The sequence below is a fragment of the Massilia eburnea genome (assembly GCF_050709955.1).
In the GTDB taxonomy this organism is placed as follows: domain Bacteria; phylum Pseudomonadota; class Gammaproteobacteria; order Burkholderiales; family Burkholderiaceae_D; genus Rugamonas; species Rugamonas eburnea_A.
Map to the genome: position 1 here is coordinate 34,048 of NZ_JBNZFX010000022.1, position 16,350 is coordinate 50,397.

A 16,350-nucleotide genomic window follows, 5' to 3' on the forward strand; every position below is an offset into this window, starting at 1 on the left:
TTAAGTAAGTAAAGAATTCATCACTATCTGGAGTGATACATGAAAGCCCTGCTCGATTTATTCAAGCAAGTACAGCAAAACGAGTCGTTCGACGCGATCAAGATCGGTCTGGCCTCTCCTGAGAAAATCCGTTCGTGGTCCTATGGCGAAGTCAAAAAGCCAGAAACCATCAACTACCGTACCTTCAAGCCAGAGCGCGACGGCCTGTTCTGCGCCAAGATCTTTGGCCCGATCAAGGACTACGAATGCCTGTGCGGCAAGTACAAGCGCCTGAAGCACCGCGGTGTCATCTGCGAAAAGTGCGGCGTTGAAGTAACCCTGGCCAAAGTGCGTCGTGAGCGCATGGGCCACATCGAACTGGCTTCGCCGGTTGCCCACATCTGGTTCCTGAAATCGCTGCCGTCCCGTCTGGGTATGGTGCTGGACATGACCCTGCGCGATATCGAACGCGTCCTGTACTTCGAAGCATACGTTGTGACCGATCCAGGCATGACCCCGCTGAAGAAGTGCCAGATCATGTCGGAAGACGACTACGCCGCCAAGTACGAAGAGTACGGCGACGACTTCACCGCCTTCATGGGCGCTGAAGGTATCCGCGAACTGCTGCGCTCGATCGACATCCACCGCGATGCCGAAGCCCTGCGCGTGGAACTGAAGGAATCGAAGTCCGAAGCCAAGATCAAGAAGTACGCCAAGCGTCTGAAAGTGCTGGAAGCATTCCAGCGTTCCGGCATCAAGCCGGACTGGATGATCATGGAAGTGCTGCCGGTGCTGCCGCCGGAACTGCGCCCGCTGGTGCCGCTGGATGGCGGCCGCTTCGCGACCTCCGACCTGAACGACCTGTATCGCCGCGTCATCAACCGTAACAACCGTCTGAAGCGCCTGATGGAGCTGCGTGCTCCAGAGATCATCACGCGTAACGAAAAGCGCATGCTGCAGGAAGCGGTTGACTCGCTGCTGGACAACGGCCGTCGCGGCAAAGCGATGACCGGCGCCAACAAGCGTCCGCTGAAGTCGCTGGCTGAAATGATCAAGGGTAAGGGCGGCCGCTTCCGTCAGAACTTGCTGGGTAAGCGCGTCGACTACTCCGGCCGTTCCGTGATCGTGGTGGGTCCACAGCTGAAACTGCACCAGTGCGGTCTGCCAAAGCTGATGGCCCTGGAACTGTTCAAGCCGTTCATCTTCAACAAGCTGGAACTGATGGGTCTCGCGACCACCATCAAGGCCGCCAAGAAGCTGGTCGAAGTGCAAGAGCCAGTGGTGTGGGACATCCTGGAAGAAGTGATCCGCGAACATCCGATCATGCTGAACCGTGCACCAACCCTGCACCGTCTCGGTATCCAGGCGTTCGAGCCGGTGCTGATCGAAGGTAAAGCGATCCAGCTGCACCCACTGGTCTGCGCAGCATTCAATGCTGACTTCGACGGTGACCAGATGGCAGTCCACGTGCCGCTGTCGATCGAAGCACAGATGGAAGCCCGCACCCTGATGCTGGCTTCGAACAACATCCTGTTCCCATCGAACGGCGAACCATCGATCGTTCCTTCGCAGGATATCGTGCTGGGTCTGTACTACGCGACCCGCGAAGCCGTCAACGCCAAGGGCGAAGGCATGATGTTCCCGGACGTGTCCGAAGTCATCCGTGCTTACGACAACAAGGAAGTCGAACTGGCCACCCGCATCACCGTGCGTATCGTTGAGAATCCAAAAGATCCAGCGACCGGCGAGTTCGTGCGTACCCTGACCCGTTACGAAACCACCGTTGGCCGTGCCATCCTGTCCGAGATCCTGCCGAAAGGCCTGCCATTCAGCGTACTGAACCGTTCGCTGAAGAAGAAAGAGATCTCTAAGCTGATCAACACGTCCTTCCGCAAGTGCGGCCTGCGCGCCACTGTGGTGTTCGCCGACCAGCTGATGCAGTCGGGCTTCCGCCTGGCAACCCGTGCCGGTATCTCCATCTGCGTGGACGATATGCTGGTGCCGGACGTCAAGAAGACCATGATCGCGACCGCCGAAGCGGAAGTGAAGCAGATCGAGCAGCAGTACGCTTCCGGTCTGGTCACCGCCGGCGAACGTTACAACAAGGTCGTCGACATCTGGGGCAAGACCTCCGATGAAGTCGGCAAGGCGATGATGGACCAGCTGAAAGTCGAAGACGTGATCCGTCGCGACGGCTCCAAGTCGACCCAGGAATCGTTCAATGCGATTTACATGATGGCCGACTCCGGTGCGCGTGGTTCCGCAGCACAGATTCGCCAGCTGGCCGGTATGCGTGGCCTGATGGCAAAACCTGACGGCTCCATTATCGAGACGCCGATTACCGCGAACTTCCGCGAAGGCCTCAACGTTCTGCAGTACTTCATTTCGACCCACGGCGCTCGTAAAGGTCTGGCCGACACCGCACTGAAGACCGCGAACTCCGGTTACCTGACCCGTCGTCTGGTCGACGTGACCCAGGACCTGGTGGTGATCGAAGACGATTGCGGCACTTCCAACGGCACCCTGATGAAGGCGATGGTCGAAGGTGGTGAAGTGATCGAAGCCCTGCGCGACCGTATCCTCGGCCGCGTGGCAGGCACCGACATCGTCAATCCTGAGACCCAGGTCACCGTGTACGAAGCCGGCACCCTGCTGGACGAAGACATGGTGGAAGACATCGAACGCATGGGCGTGGACGAAGTCAAAGTCCGCACCCCGCTGACTTGCGACACCCGCTACGGCCTGTGCGCCAAGTGCTATGGCCGCGACCTGGGCCGCGGCATGCTGGTCAACTCCGGCGAAGCAGTCGGTGTTGTGGCAGCGCAGTCGATCGGTGAACCTGGTACCCAGCTGACCATGCGTACCTTCCACATCGGTGGTGCGGCATCGCGTGCAGCAGTGGCATCGTCGGTGGAAGCCAAGTCGAACGGTATCGTGCGCTTCACCGCCACCATGCGTTACGTCACCAACGGCAAGGGCGCACAGATCGTCATTTCCCGTTCCGGCGAAGTGCTGATTACCGACGACCACGGCCGTGAGCGTGAACGTCACAAGGTGCCGTACGGCGCCACCCTGATCGTCAAGGATGGCATGGTCATCAAGGCCGGCGCTCCTCTGGCAACCTGGGATCCGCTGACCCGTCCGATCATTACCGAGTACGCTGGTGTGGTCCGTTTCGAGAACGTCGAAGAAGGCGTGACCGTGGCCCGTCAGGTCGACGACGTGACCGGCCTGGCCACCCTGGTGGTGATCGACGCCAAGCGTCGTGGTTCCCCAGGCAAGGCCCTGCGTCCACAGGTGAAACTGCTGAACGAAGAAGGCCAGGAAGTGAAGATCGCCGGCACCGAACACGCTGTAGCGATCGGCTTCCAGGTGGGCGCACTGATCATGGTGAAAGACGGCCAGCAAGTGTCCGTGGGTGAGGTTCTGGCGCGTATCCCGACCGAATCGCAGAAGACCCGAGACATTACCGGCGGTCTGCCACGCGTGGCGGAACTGTTCGAAGCACGTTCGCCGAAAGACGCGGGCATGCTGGCGGAAGTCACCGGTACCGTGGCTTTCGGTAAAGAGACCAAGGGCAAGCAGCGCCTGGAAATCACCGACATGGACGGCAACAAGCACGAGTTCCTGATTACCAAGGACAAGCAAGTGCTGGTGCACGACGGCCAGGTGGTGAACAAGGGCGAGATGATCGTGGACGGCCCGGCCGATCCGCAAGACATCCTGCGCCTGCTGGGTATCGAAGCGCTGGCACGCTACATCGTTGACGAAGTGCAGGACGTGTACCGTCTGCAGGGCGTGAAGATTAACGACAAGCACATCGAGGTGATCGTTCGCCAGATGCTGCGCCGCGTACAGATCGTCAACGCCGGCGACACCGACTACATCGTCGGCGAGCAGGTGGAGCGTTCCGAACTGCTGGAAGAAAACGACCGTATGAATGCCGGCAACAAGATCCCGGCTACCTACGAAAACGTGCTGCTGGGTATTACCAAAGCATCGCTGTCGACCGACTCCTTCATCTCGGCCGCATCGTTCCAGGAAACCACCCGTGTCCTGACCGAAGCTGCGATCATGGGCAAGCGCGACGGTCTGCGCGGCCTGAAGGAAAACGTCATCGTTGGCCGCCTGATCCCTGGCGGTACCGGCCTGGCCTTCCACCGCGCTCGCAAAGAGAAGGAAGTGTGGGAAGCCGAAGAGCGCAAAGCGCTGCTGGAAGCCGAACGCGCCGCCATCGTGGCCGAGCTGCCAGCGGACGAACCGCACCACAGCGACGAAGCGTAAGCTTTCTGCCGCTAGCGAAAGCGCCACCTTCGGGTGGCGTTTTTTTTGCCGCAAATGTCCACTTTGGTTCCTGACCCCGAAGTGGACATTTTCGTGACAAAAACGCCACCTTCGGGAGGCGTTTCTTTATGCGCCGGGGTTTGAAAGATTGCCAGGCGCCAATTGCATACTACAATCAGTATTTCTGAAATTGTTTGAGAACGATATGGCCGAATCCCTGCAAATCACCTGTGACGCGACGACGGTGGGCGACGATGGAAAACTGTACCTGCACGAGTCAATGTTCAGCGGCCTGTTCGACTTGCCAAACAATCATGCGGAAATCGTGGCACGCCTTCATCCTGCCAAACGCAAGCTGTTCGATGCGCTGGTAGCGGGCGAGCGGATTGAGACCGAGGCCAGGGATTCGCAGGGCGTTGCGGTAAAGGTCCCGCTGGACAATGACGTCACGGTGCATGTGAACCAGCGTTATGGCGGCGTGCGTCGCTTCAGCTACGCGTCCATTATCGCGAAACATGCCCGCAGCTACGGCGAGGTACAGGCGCGGGGCTTCGATTCCAACTGCGAGCCGGTGATCCGTCAAATGCCTGACCGTAGTTTCCGGATTCTCTTCAACACCATGCCGCCGCGCGGGCATGCGCTGGGCGCGGCCTTCAATATGGACCATTTCGGCGCTTGCATGATCAAGCTGACCGAATCCAAGATGACCTGGGATGACCGCGACGTGTTCCATCTCGCGTCCGCTACCGAGGCCGAGATCCGCGCCATCCTGCAGTTCTTGGTCAGCTACGGGAAGAATTGAGGTCGCCTGCGACGACCTCAAATTCGGTTCGCATTTACTTCTTGTCGCTGGCCGCCGCCTTCGAGTCGTCGATCAAATCGAACTTGCCGTCGGACGTCATGAAGAAGGTGCATTCGGCGCCAGCGGCGCAGCCGCTGACGTGTTTTTTGCCGGCAGCTTGCATCAGGTAGGAGCCCGGGCCCAGTTTGGTTTCGGGGGCGCCGTCTGTCTTGTGGGTGAAGGTTCCGGAAATGATCACGATCTTCAGCGCGCGCGTATGGTGGTGCAGGGCGTTGATCTGGCCGGCATCGAATTTCACCATCACCCCGTAGGGACCTTTCATCCAGTCGCCCCATAGCTTGGCGACCTTGGTGCCGGGGAGCGGGCCGGGCTCCCATTTTACCGATTCGGCTGGCCAGACCATATCTTCCATGGGCTTGTCTTTGGCTGGCGCGTTCGCGCTCAGCAGGGTGGCAACCGCTAGCACCGCAAATGCCATTGTTTTCATGGTGGCGCTCCTTCTTGTTGTGGTTGGCGGGAAACTGGCGTCCACCTATCGTTATAGCCCATCCATCCGGGATTCCAAGTGGGGCTTCTGCGACAAAACTGTGCCAAAACAGTGGCCGGGGGAGTGGTTTACGGCCGAGGCCGTGTCCCACTTGGGGTGTGACCCCATGGTGTGACACGGGCTGGGCTGTAGCTGGGGTATATTGCTTCGATGGAGAGCGTCGAAGAGCTTGAGCGGTGGTTCAGGATGGCGGGCGTCAGTTCGCTGCATGCCTGTATCGGGCCGCTGCCGGGATCGGGGGCTGCGCTGGGGCGCTGGTCCAGCGATGGGCCGGAGCACGCGATCCGCTCGGTGAGCCCGCATCCGGGCACTTATCGCCTGGCGCTGATGATGGAGCCGCTCGATGCGCGTATCTGGCAGGGCAATACGCCGGTCTGGGGCGGGACCATCGGGGCCAATCGCTTCCGCCTTTGTCCGCCGGGGGAGCAGGGGCGCTGGAGCCAGCTTAGCGGCTGCGATATCGTCAACGTCTTCCTGCCGGTGCAACTGGTCGATCGCCTGGCCGCCCAGCGCGGGGAGCAGATCGATGCGACACTGGCGGCCAGCCAGTTCACGTCCGACCGCATGGTGTTCGACCTGGTGCGCAAGATGCTCGATGCGCAGGTGCTGGCGGGGCCGCTGGCGGCGGAAATGTGCGATCACCTTGCCATGGCCCTGGTTTGCTACCTGATCGAGCATTATTCGCGGCCGTCGCAGGCCGCGGAGAGCTCGCTCGGCGGCGCGCGACTGCGCCGTGTGCTGCGCCATATCACGGAGCATCTCGATACGCCGCTGGCCAATGCCGGACTGGCTGCGCTGTGCGGCATGAGCGCGGCGCATTTTTCGCGAGAGTTCCATCGTGCGGTTGGCTTGCCGCCGCATCGCTATGTGTTGACGCGCCGTCTTGAGCAGGCTTGTGTGGCGCTGGCGGGCGGGGAGGCGCGTATCGTCGATATCGCCGAGGAGTTCGGCTTCCATAGCGCCAGTCATTTCACGCGGACCTTTACGGCGCATTACGGCTTGTCGCCGGCTGCGTGGCGGGCCGGCCGCTGTAACAATTGTTAATAGCAGGATTGTGCAATTTGCGCGCGTTTGTGCACGCGTAGCAAACTGACCGGCCACAGAATCTCCAGTCCCAAACCACAACAAATGGAGAGACAAGATGGCTTCACTTCGTAATTCCCTGGCGCTGCTTGCGCTGGCGGCGGCCGGCGCTGCGCAGGCTGACAATATTTCGCTGCGCATCGGTTTTGCCGAGGGCCGCGCAGGCGCGGAATTCAAGCCGCTGCATGCGCAGGTGGGCAAGTTTGCCGTGACGCCGGATGTGCGCCAGGGCGCTGAAGGCGACCAGTGGCTGGTGGTTGCCAAGGATGCCCAGGGACGCGTGCTGCACCAGGTGAGCGTCAATAATGGCTTGCGCCGTCACGTGGAAACCTTCAACCCGCGCTCCGGCGCCATCGACTTGTCGACCACGGTGCAGCAACGCGAAGGCAGCTTCGAGGTGTCGCTGCCATTCGACAAGGCGACCGCCAGTGTCGAGGTGCTGCCGCAGCAGGGCGGTGCGGCCAGTGCCAAGTCGGCTGTCGCCGCGGCCGGGCCGCTGGCACGCTTCGACCGCAGCACGCTGGAGCAGGCTGCTGCCAGCGGCAAGGCTGCCCGTTCCGCCATGCTGGCGGCGACGCCGGCCGCAACGGCGACCACGATCCTGAATAACGGCAGCGCGGCTACCCATATGGACTATGTCTTTATCGGTGACGGCTACACGGCCGCTGAAATGGACAAGTGGCGCGCCGATGCGCAGAAAGTGATCAACGGCTTCCTGGCTGACCCACTGTTCAATGCCAACCGTGCTGCGATGAATATCCATCGCGTCGACGTGGCCAGCAACCAGTCCGGCGTGGACGAGATCGACAAGGGCATTTATCGCGACACGGCGATGGATGCCGAATTCGGCTGCTACAACATCGAGCGCCTGCTGTGCGTGAACAACACCAAGGCGACCAATATCGCCGGCTCCGTGCTGGCGCCCGATGCGCGCGATGTGATCGTGGTGATCGCCAACTCCACGCGCTATGGCGGTTCGGGCGGCGCGGTGGCGACGCTGTCGATGCACGCTTCGTCGATCGAAGTGGCGCTGCATGAAATTGGCCATACCGCGTTCGCGCTGGCCGATGAATACGAGTACGGCACCTGCAGCACGAGCAGCGAGCCGAGCGAGGTCAACGTGTCGCTGAACGGCTCGCGCTCGGTCAAATGGGGCAACCTGATTGCCGGCAGCACCGCTGTCCCGACCGGCCTGGGCGTCTATCCGAACGGCACCGTCGGCACCTTTGTAGGCGCGCAGTACTGTGGCTCGGGCAAATACCGTCCGACCGAAAACTCGCGCATGCGCACGCTCGGTTATCCGTGGCATGCGGTGAATGAAGGCGCGGTGAAGAAGGTTTTCGCCAAGTACACGGGGTCAGGTTCGGTGACCCAGACCGGTACGCTGGCCAACGGCGGCAGCGCGATCGCGCCAAGCGCTTCGCCAGGCTGGGTGCAGGCCGGTGCCGGCACCTTCTCCCTGCAGCTGAGCGGCCCTTCCGGGACGGACTTCGACCTGTTCCTGTACAAATGGTCGGGCAGCGCGTGGACCAAGGTCGCGGCCAGCGAGGGCAATACTTCCAGCGAGTCGATCGGCTACAACGGCACGGCGGGCTATTACTACGCGCAGGTGAAGTCGTATTCGGGCAGCGGCAACTATTCGCTGAGCTACGCCTTCCCTAAGCCTTGAGTTCGCGCTGGCGTGCCTTCGGCAGGGCGGAGAAGGCCTTGTCGTAGGACCATTGCACCAGCTCGACCAGGTAGTCCGGCGGGAAGCTGCGCACGTCGACGATGGTGACCCAGTGAAACCGGCCCATGTAACGGGCCGGTTTCACTCCCGGCATGCCAGTGAGTTCGAGAAAACGGTCGGGCGTGGCGCGGAAGCTGAAGCGCCACTGTTCCGGTTCGCTGGTCTTGAAGTAGGCGAAGGTCTTGCCGCCGATCTTGTAGCTCAGTACATTGACAGGAGGCGCGTGCAGCAGGCTTTCTGCGCCCGGCAGGCTGGCGCAGTGGGTTTTCAGCTTGGGGACGGTCAGGTGGTGGATAGGCATGGTGCATCATGCTAACATTTAGTCTATGATCGCCTCGGCCCTGTTTACCCCCGCCCAGCAAAAGCTGCTGGGTTTGCTGTTTGTGCGCGTGAATGAGGGTTTCCACCTCAATGAAATCATGCGCCTGACGGGGCTGGGCAGCGCTTCCGCGCAGCGCGAGCTCAAGCGCCTGCACGAATCCGGGCTGATCGTCTCCGAGCGCATTGGCAATGTACGCCAATTCCGTCCCAACAAGGAAAACCTGGTCTATTCCGAACTGGCCAGCCTGGTCAAGAAGACCTTTGGCCTGGTCAGCGTGCTGAATTCGGCCCTGGCGCCGATGCGCAAGCAGCTTAGCGTGGCTTTCGTCTACGGCACCACGGTCAAGGACGCGGAAGACTCCAGCGCGCCGGTCGAGCTGCTGCTGATCGGCGAGAATACCACTTATGGCGAACTGCTGAACCGCTTGCCGGTGGCCGAGCGCCTGCTGCGCCGCAAGATCAATCCCAACCTGTATTCCGTCGACGACTTCCAGCGCCGCTTGCGCGAGCAGCAGCCTTTCATCCTCAAGATGCTGGGAGACCGCAAGGTGTTTGTATTGGGCGACGATACCGACCTCGATAACATCATCAAAGAAGTCCACCCGGAGGATGAGCATGGAGACGCGTTACCGGACGTTTAGGGAGTTCTATCCCTTCTACCTGCAGCAGCATGCCAACAGCACCTGCCGCCGGCTGCATTTCGCCGGCTCCAGCATTGTGCTGCTGCTGGTGGCGATAGCCATGGTCACGGGCGAGCTGGTGCTGTTATGGCTGCTGCCCGTGGTCGGCTACGGCTTCGCCTGGGTCGGCCACTTCTTCTTCGAGCACAACCGGCCGGCGACCTTCCAGTACCCGCTGTTCAGTTTAATGGGCGACTGGGTAATGTTCCGCGATATGCTTACGGGCCGCGTTGGATGGTGAGGCTGCGGCAAGCGGCAGGCTGATTACCACGCGCGTGTAGCGCCCCGCCTCCGACTCGCAGCCGATCTCGCCGCCGAAGGCCGATACCACGCGCTTGCAGAATGCCAGGCCCATGCCGGTGCCGCCGCCATTGCGATGGGTGGTGTAGAACGGTTCGAACACATGCGGCAGGACATCGGGCGCGATGCCGTGGCCGTTGTCGGTCACCACCAGCCAGTTGTAGGTGCCGCGCGAATAGCACTCGACCTCCACCGCGCCGCTGTTGTTGACCTTCACTGCCTGCAGCGCATTCTTCAGCAAGTTGTACAGCACGAACATCAGCAGCACGTCCGAGCCGTGGAAGCTGTATTCGTTGCGGATGCTGACGCGCACCTGAGACCTCTCGGCACCGGAGAAGGGATAGCAGGCCATCGCTTCATCCACGCATACGCTGACCGAATGCACGGCGAAGCTTTCGCTGCGCATGATGCCGTCGCGCGCAGAGGCCAACAGCATGTCCACGATGAAGTTGGAGCGCGACACTTCGGCATCGATGCTGCGCGCGATTTCGCCCAGGTGTTCCAGCTGGCGCGTGCCCAGCGCTCCCTGGTGCTGCGGCCGGTAGCCGGCAATCAGTTCGGGCAGGCTGCGCGCCAGGATGCGGGTCTGGCTGCGGATGCTGGCCAGCGGGGTGCGCATTTCATGGGCGATGGTGGCGGCGGCCGCCATCGGGTCGGCCAGCAGGTTGTGGCGCACCATGGCCTGGGCGATCAGGCCCAGCGAAGCCATGATGAACACCACGCCTGGCGGATAGATCTCGACCCCGTAGTTGCACAGGTAATCGCTGGCCGCGCCGAAGTAGATCAGGATGCTCACCAGCACGTAGCGCAAGCGGGTGCGCTCGGTCGACACCGCGCGCTGCTGGCGGCGGTACAGCAGCCACAGGGCACGCCCGATCACGAGCACGGTCTGCGCCAGGTGCAGCGGATGCAGCCAGCCTGCCTTGGGGTAGGAGCCGTAGAAGTAGTGCTGCAGGCCGGACAGCATCCAGTCCGTGGTAGGCAGCAACAGGCCCAGGCCGCAGGCAAACAGGTAGCTGGCGTAAAGGCCTGGCCGCTCGTCCTTGCTGCCGGTCAGCTCGATGATGAAGTGGTACAGCGTGGTGGGCAGGAACAGGATGGGCAGGTAGCCCACGCGTGCCAACGCCATGGCCGTGCTGTGGTTATGCGTCAGGAAGAGCAGCGCCCAACTGGCCTGCCAGAAGAAGGTCGTGGCGCAGACGGCGAAAAAGGTCAGCCCGACCCGGTTCGGGCCGCGCGAGCGCAAAACGTACAGCCCATAGCAAATAAATAGGGCTGAGACCAATGCCGGTATTAGCGCATACATTGAGTTTCCTCAGCTTGAAAACGGATTGTTAACAGCTTATTGTCAAGAAATTGGACAAGTATTGAGGAATATCAATAGTTCGGCGCGCCAATCGGAAAAAGTAAGGGCTGGCATTAAGCCGTTTTACTTTTATGGAGAGATAGTCCTATGTACATGCACGTCCCAGCCCCCGACGCCCCTGCCGCAGCCGAAATGACCTTCCACCATAAGCTGTCGATATTCCTCAAGGATTCCAATGCCTACGGGAATACTTATTTCGCGCGGTATTTCGAATGGCAGGGTATTTGCCGGGAAAAATGGTTTTATGAATGTATTTCCCGCGACATGTTGCAGGCGGAGGGGGTATTTATTACGAAACATGCGCAGAACGATTACCTGCAAGAGACTTTCCCATTCCAGGAAGTTTCCTGCGAGGTGAATGCCTACGATGTGCGGAAATGCTCGTTCTGGCTCGAGTTCCGCTTCTACGCCGAGGGACACCCGGTATCGGTGGGCCGGCAGCAGATCGTGTTCGCCAACCACGCGAAAGAGATCGCGCCGTTGCCGGAACTGGTACTCAAGCGCATCAAGCGCTATGCACTGAAAAAATAGGCTATTCGTAGACGGTGCCGATGCCCAGCAAGCCTGGCAGCGGCACCGCCTGCGCCAGCGCAGGCCAGTCGGCCAGGCGCACGGTGACGACCTGGTATGGGCCCATGGTGCGGTTTTCAAACGGCAGGCCGGGCTGGGCGGCAATGCGCTGGCTGACGCCCGCATTGTGCAACTCCACCGCGGCACTGGTGTCGCCCGGTGCGTAAATGAACTTGATGCCCTTGCATTCCTTGCCCAGCAGGCGCAGGCGGTAGCCGGAGGCGCGTTGGGCGGAAATCAATTGTTCGCAGGCCTCGTGCAGCATGGCCAGCGGGTAGACACCGTCGTCACGGGGCCGGATCGAGTAGCGGCCGCTGAACTGGTAATGTCCTTTGCGCCGGTTCAAGCGCAGCACGGCATCTTCGTCAAAAGCCTGCTTCAGCATGGGCAGGGTGGCGCGCCCCAGCGCGTCGACCGCAAGCTCGATATTGGTGGTCTCGCCAACCAGCTGGATGCGCAGGCCATCCATGGGGGTATCGGGCGCAAGCGGGCGGATCTGCAGGTGGGCCTGGATCAAAGGGCGCTTGGCCACATATGGTGCGAAAAAGCTGGCGGCTTTGTAGGCGCGGCGATAGCTGTGCCACTCGGCATCGGCCGGCGCCACTATCTGCACCACGGGCATGTCTTCGCCGGCGCGCACCGCGCCCGCGGCCAGCATGGCGACGGCGATCAGCAAGGTTCGACAATTCATGGGCCGCAATTGTAGGGCAAGCTGCGCCAGGGACCCCTGCCGAAAGTCATGTCGATGACGAAAGGCACTGCCGGCGGCATATCCGTGGAGGTTAGAATTGCGGCGCCATTTATCTTTTTGTCAGCTATGCCCGCCATTCTCCCGTTCCGGCCGCGCCCCGGCAGTGCTGCCGGCATCATCCTGCTTGCCAGCTTGGCTGGCGCTGCCATCGAAATCCTGGTGCCGTGGTATCTCGGCCCGGGCAGTGCCGACCTGTTCAGCCCAGCCGGCGTGCTGGCGCGCCGCCTGGCCGACTGGTACGCGCCGGCCCCATCGCTGGTCCGGGCTGGGTCGGACCATGCCTCGGTGGCCTTGCACATCTTCCTCGGCCTGGTTGCGCTGCTGTGTGCTGCTTTCGTCGCAGCCACCGCGCTGACCTTGCAGCCTCGCCGGCGGCTGGCGCCCGGCGCCAGGCGGGGCTTGCTGGCGCTGCAACTGGCAAGCGCCTGTGCGATCCACTCGGTGGTGCTGTCGATGGTGCTGGCCGCCATGTTGGCCAGCCATCTGGCGCCGCGCCGTGCGCTCGCTGCGCTGGCCGCCATGCTGGGGCTGAATACCGTCTCGATTGCCGCGTTGGCGGCGCTGGCGCTGCACGGCGGCATCTCGTCCAGCGACCGCAATGCCACCGCGACGGTTCTGTACGTGCTGCTGGAACAACTGGTGGTCTTGCTCACATTCGCGCTGGGCTGGCTGGCTTCACGCGAACGGCGCGGCCGCCAGGCGCTGGCTGCCAAACATGCCGAGCTGTTGGCCACGCAATTGCTGCTGGCAGACACCATCCGCGAATCGGAACGCATGCGTATTGCACGCGACCTGCATGATTCGACCGGTCACCACCTGACGGCGCTCAAGCTGCACCTGGACCTGGCGCGGCGCAAGGCGGGCGAGCAGGCCGACGCTTCGCTGCTGACCGCGCATGAGCTTTCGCGTGAGCTGCTGGCACAAGTGCGGGCGGTGGTTGCCGCCGAGCGGACAGCCGTGGGCGTTGATTTGCGGCTGGCGTTGGAGCGACTGTGCGCCGGCATTCCGCAGCCGGTCATCACGCTGCGGGTGGATCCCGCTATGCATGCGCCGGCGCCTGCCGTTGCGCATGCCTTGTTCTGCTGCGTGCAGGAAGCCCTCAGCAACGCCGTGCGCCATGCGGATGCTGCCAGCCTGGTGATCGATATAGCGATGCGCGACGGACAGCTGCACGCCTTGATCGAGGACGACGGCGCCGGCCGTGGCACGGCGCAGGAAGGCAACGGCTTGCGCGGCATGCGGGAGCGCCTGGCCTTGCTGGGCGGTGCGCTGCACGCTGTCGATTTGCCTCGGCGTGGTTTTGGCCTGCGCATCACCTTGCCCAATGCCGGAGCGCAGCCATGATCCGCGTGGTATTGGTGGACGACCAGATGCTGGTGCGCAGCGGTATTCGCGGACTGCTCGACATGACTCCCGATATCCGCGTGGTGGCCGAAGCTGCAGATGGCGCGCAAGCGGCAGCGCTGCTGGCGCGCACCGACGCCGACGTCCTGCTGCTGGATGTGCGCATGCCGCATTGTTCCGGCATTGACCTGCTGCGCAGCGGCCAGGCCCTGCCGCCCGCCATCCTGCTCACGACCTTCGATGACGAAGAAGTGCTGTTCGAAGGCATGCGCGCCGGAGCGCGCGGTTTCCTGCTGAAAGACATTTCGCTGGAGCGGCTGGCGGACGGCATCCGCAGCGTAGCGCAGGGCGGCACGCTGTTCCGGCCGGCGCTGACCGAACGCACGCGCGCTGCCTTTGAGAGCGCGCGCGGCGTGCACGATGCCGGCGGCACGCTCAGCGAGCGCGAAATCGAGGTGCTGGCGCTGGTGGCCGCAGGTATGAGCAATGCGGAAATCGCGGCGGCATTTGCGCTGAGCGAAGGCACGGTGAAAAACCATGTGTCGAGCATCCTGGCCAAGCTTGGTGTGCGCGACCGTGTGCGGGCGGTGCTGCATGGCCTGGAAATGGGCTTGATCTGATGCGCGCCACCGTTTTGCTGCTGCTGGCAGTGGCCTGCCAGGCGAAGGCGCAATCGCCCGTTACCCTGATGCCGGAGGGCAGCCGCGAAGGCAGCGTGGGCCTGGTCTACGGTGAGGCGTGGGCTCGGCGCGGCAGCAATGCGCGTGAGAATTTCATCTATCCATGGTTCTCCATGCAGTGGAGTAACGGCGCCTTTGTCGAAGGATTGTCCGCCGGATGGAAGCTGTCGGATGAACCGCATTTCCAGTACGGTCCGATGGTCGGCTTCAGCAATCGGGCGCAGGGGCGCCGGTGGAACACAATTGGCGCCCGGCGGCTTTGTACAGTGGCGTGTGCTGCATGACGTTGAAGTGGTCGCGCAGGCTGGCGTCGGCGCCAGGGATGGCAAGGTGAAGGCGGAATTGGCGGTCAACTGGATCAATCCGCTGAATGCCGACCACACTTTGATGCTGCAGGCAGCCACTGGAGAGGATGACGGTTGGAGCAATCGCCTCGGCGCGCGCTGGCATTGGAGGCTGGGACGCCGGCAGGCGCTGGTGGGCTCCGTCACCGGCATCCGCCTGGCTGGCAGCAGCGCCCATGCGCCAGGCATCGAGCGACGCAGCAGCGTCGCCTGGAGTACTGCACTGCTGTACAGCTTTTAGAAGCTGTATTTCAGCCCGGCTGAATAGCCGCCGCGACCGAAATGCCGGCCCTTGTCGCTGACATCGATGCGGCCGAAGTGTTCGGCCTCCAGCGTCAGAGTGACGTTGTCCGTTAGTTTGTAACCCAGTCCCACGCCAAGCAGCGGCGAGAATCCGCTCTTGCTGTCTGCGGTACCGGCCAGCCCGTCGATGCGGTAGCGCTGTGCCGATATGCTGATACGGCCGAACAGCTCAAAGGAGTCGCCTAGCTGCCAGGTGCCGCGCGCGGCGACGTACAAGGTGTCGGTAGAGATGCCGACATTGGTGCCGGATGCGGCAAAGCGGTCCTTGCCGAAGCGGGCGTAGCCGCCTTCCAGCGCGAGACTTTCGCTGATCCTCATGCCGCCATACAGCTTGAAGCGCAGCGGGTTGTTATTGCTCTTGACGCGGCCGGCCTGGGTATCGAGGCTGGTGCTGCCCGATGCGATGATGGAAGCGCCGGCGAAGTAGTCTTGTGCGCTCGCACTGCCCGCGCAGCACAAGGCAAGGATGGAGATGATGCGTTTCATTGAAACCCTTTTCAGTGATGGCACGGCTTGTGTGCCGTGCCATCACTGTAGGGAAGGCAGGGCGCGCGCGCACCTGCCGAAAGTCATGGTTGCCTTACTTGGCGCTGGCGATCCAGGCGTCCACCTTGGTCTCCAGCAGGGGCGAGCGGCACCGTGCCGTCGCCCAGCACGACGGCATGGAACTTGGCCAGCGTGAACTTGCTGCCCAGGGCTTTCTCGGCCTTGGCACGCAGCTCCTGGATCTTCAGGGCGCCGGTCTTGTAGGCCAGCGCTTGCGCCGGCCATACCATGTAGCGTTCGGTCTGGTTGCGCGCCACGCTTTCGTCGCCCAGGGTTTCGGTCATGTACTTGATCGACTGCTCGCGGGTCCAGCCTTTGGCGTGCATGCCGGTGTCGACCACCAGGCGCACCGCGCGCAGCATCTCGTCGTTCAGGTGGCCGAAGTACTGCGCCGGATCTTCGTACAGGCCCATTTCCTTGCCCAGGGTTTCGGCATACAGCGCCCAGCCTTCGGTGAAGGCGGTATTGCCGCCGAACTTGCGGAACTTCGGCATGTCCAGTTCCTGCATCAGGGCGATGTGGAAGTGGTGGCCCGGTTTGCCTTCGTGCAGGAACAGGGTGTTCATGCCGGTGCTGCCGTACTTGGCCGGGTCGGTCACCACGGACCAGAACACGCCGGGACGCGAGCCGTCCAGGGCCGGCGCGGTGTAGTGGTCGGAGGCGGTATCGCGGCTCAGTTCAGGCTCCAGGCGCAGGTCCAGCTTGGCCTTCGGGATCAGGG

At 62.2% G+C, this 16,350-nt stretch carries 16 protein-coding genes and 1 pseudogene; 11 read left to right on the plus strand and 6 right to left on the minus strand.

Annotation, left to right across the window (positions count from 1 at the left end; all coding sequences use genetic code 11):
* Positions 1-39 precede the first annotated feature (39 nt).
* On the plus strand, positions 40-4,263 hold the full coding sequence (gene rpoC / locus ACQ4MM_RS12295) for a DNA-directed RNA polymerase subunit beta' (protein ID WP_431477631.1): 4,224 nt from the start codon (positions 40-42) through the stop codon (positions 4,261-4,263).
* 205 nt (positions 4,264-4,468) lie between these two features.
* Complete coding sequence (locus tag ACQ4MM_RS12300; protein ID WP_431477632.1) at positions 4,469-5,065, plus strand: hypothetical protein; 597 nt, start codon at positions 4,469-4,471, stop codon at positions 5,063-5,065.
* A 34-nt stretch (positions 5,066-5,099) separates the two neighbouring features.
* Here ACQ4MM_RS12300 and ACQ4MM_RS12305 read toward each other — a convergent pair whose 3' ends face one another.
* On the minus strand, positions 5,100-5,552 hold the full coding sequence (locus tag ACQ4MM_RS12305; RefSeq protein ID WP_431477633.1) for a cupin domain-containing protein: 453 nt from the start codon (positions 5,550-5,552) through the stop codon (positions 5,100-5,102).
* Positions 5,553-5,762: 210 nt separating this feature from the next.
* On the opposite strand from ACQ4MM_RS12305, the gene ACQ4MM_RS12310 reads away from it, so the two are divergent.
* On the plus strand, positions 5,763-6,656 hold the full coding sequence (locus tag ACQ4MM_RS12310; RefSeq protein WP_431477634.1) for a helix-turn-helix domain-containing protein: 894 nt from the start codon (positions 5,763-5,765) through the stop codon (positions 6,654-6,656).
* A 97-nt stretch (positions 6,657-6,753) separates the two neighbouring features.
* On the plus strand, positions 6,754-8,364 hold the full coding sequence (locus ACQ4MM_RS12315; protein ID WP_431477635.1) for a M64 family metallopeptidase: 1,611 nt from the start codon (positions 6,754-6,756) through the stop codon (positions 8,362-8,364).
* Here ACQ4MM_RS12315 and ACQ4MM_RS12320 read toward each other — a convergent pair.
* Entirely contained in the window at positions 8,354-8,725 is a 372-nt protein-coding gene (locus tag ACQ4MM_RS12320) for an MmcQ/YjbR family DNA-binding protein (RefSeq protein WP_431477636.1), read from the minus strand. The two genes, ACQ4MM_RS12315 and ACQ4MM_RS12320, sit on opposite strands and share 11 nt — an antisense overlap.
* A gap of 25 nt (positions 8,726-8,750) precedes the next feature.
* On the opposite strand from ACQ4MM_RS12320, the gene ACQ4MM_RS12325 reads away from it, so the two are divergent.
* Both ACQ4MM_RS12325 and ACQ4MM_RS12330 read left to right on the plus strand, forming a co-directional pair.
* A complete protein-coding gene (locus tag ACQ4MM_RS12325) occupies positions 8,751-9,386 on the plus strand; it encodes an ArsR family transcriptional regulator (RefSeq protein ID WP_431477637.1) in 636 nt (211 codons plus the stop codon).
* The gene (locus ACQ4MM_RS12330; RefSeq protein ID WP_431477638.1) at positions 9,361-9,666 is read left to right on the plus strand and encodes an Mpo1-like protein; all 306 of its coding nucleotides are present in this window, start codon (positions 9,361-9,363) and stop codon (positions 9,664-9,666) included. Before ACQ4MM_RS12325 ends, ACQ4MM_RS12330 begins: the two co-directional genes overlap by 26 nt.
* On the opposite strand, the gene ACQ4MM_RS12335 is transcribed toward ACQ4MM_RS12330, so the two are convergent.
* Positions 9,610-11,031, minus strand: coding sequence for an ATP-binding protein (locus ACQ4MM_RS12335; RefSeq protein WP_431477639.1), 1,422 nt, complete (start codon positions 11,029-11,031; stop codon positions 9,610-9,612). The genes ACQ4MM_RS12330 and ACQ4MM_RS12335 overlap by 57 nt on opposite strands.
* Before the next feature lie 147 nt (positions 11,032-11,178).
* Here ACQ4MM_RS12335 and ACQ4MM_RS12340 point away from each other — a divergent pair, with 147 nt between their 5' ends.
* Positions 11,179-11,622, plus strand: coding sequence for an acyl-CoA thioesterase (locus ACQ4MM_RS12340; protein ID WP_431477640.1), 444 nt, complete (start codon positions 11,179-11,181; stop codon positions 11,620-11,622).
* 1 nt (position 11,623) lies between these two features.
* Here the strand turns inward: ACQ4MM_RS12340 and ACQ4MM_RS12345 are convergent, their stop codons facing one another.
* A complete protein-coding gene (locus ACQ4MM_RS12345) occupies positions 11,624-12,352 on the minus strand; it encodes a hypothetical protein (protein WP_431477641.1) in 729 nt (242 codons plus the stop codon).
* A 126-nt stretch (positions 12,353-12,478) separates the two neighbouring features.
* Here ACQ4MM_RS12345 and ACQ4MM_RS12350 point away from each other — a divergent pair, with 126 nt between their 5' ends.
* From ACQ4MM_RS12350 to ACQ4MM_RS12365, 4 genes are read left to right on the plus strand one after another with little or no spacing between them, the layout of a single operon-like run.
* Complete coding sequence (locus ACQ4MM_RS12350; RefSeq protein ID WP_431477642.1) at positions 12,479-13,756, plus strand: sensor histidine kinase; 1,278 nt, start codon at positions 12,479-12,481, stop codon at positions 13,754-13,756.
* A complete protein-coding gene (locus ACQ4MM_RS12355) occupies positions 13,753-14,376 on the plus strand; it encodes a response regulator (RefSeq protein ID WP_431477643.1) in 624 nt (207 codons plus the stop codon). The genes ACQ4MM_RS12350 and ACQ4MM_RS12355 overlap by 4 nt, the downstream gene beginning before the upstream one ends.
* Entirely contained in the window at positions 14,376-14,720 is a 345-nt protein-coding gene (locus ACQ4MM_RS12360; RefSeq protein WP_431477644.1) for a hypothetical protein, read from the plus strand. Before ACQ4MM_RS12355 ends, ACQ4MM_RS12360 begins: the two co-directional genes overlap by 1 nt.
* Positions 14,710-15,021 (plus strand): hypothetical protein, encoded by a 312-nt coding sequence (locus tag ACQ4MM_RS12365; protein ID WP_431477645.1) that lies wholly within the window; start codon positions 14,710-14,712, stop codon positions 15,019-15,021. Before ACQ4MM_RS12360 ends, ACQ4MM_RS12365 begins: the two co-directional genes overlap by 11 nt.
* Here ACQ4MM_RS12365 and ACQ4MM_RS12370 read toward each other — a convergent pair.
* Positions 15,018-15,569 carry an outer membrane beta-barrel protein gene (locus ACQ4MM_RS12370; protein ID WP_431477646.1) on the minus strand — a complete coding sequence of 184 codons (552 nt, stop codon included), beginning with the start codon at positions 15,567-15,569 and terminating at the stop codon, positions 15,018-15,020. The genes ACQ4MM_RS12365 and ACQ4MM_RS12370 overlap by 4 nt on opposite strands.
* Before the next feature lie 94 nt (positions 15,570-15,663).
* Positions 15,664-16,350: pseudogene (locus tag ACQ4MM_RS12375) on the minus strand (DUF885 domain-containing protein); the annotation flags it as partial.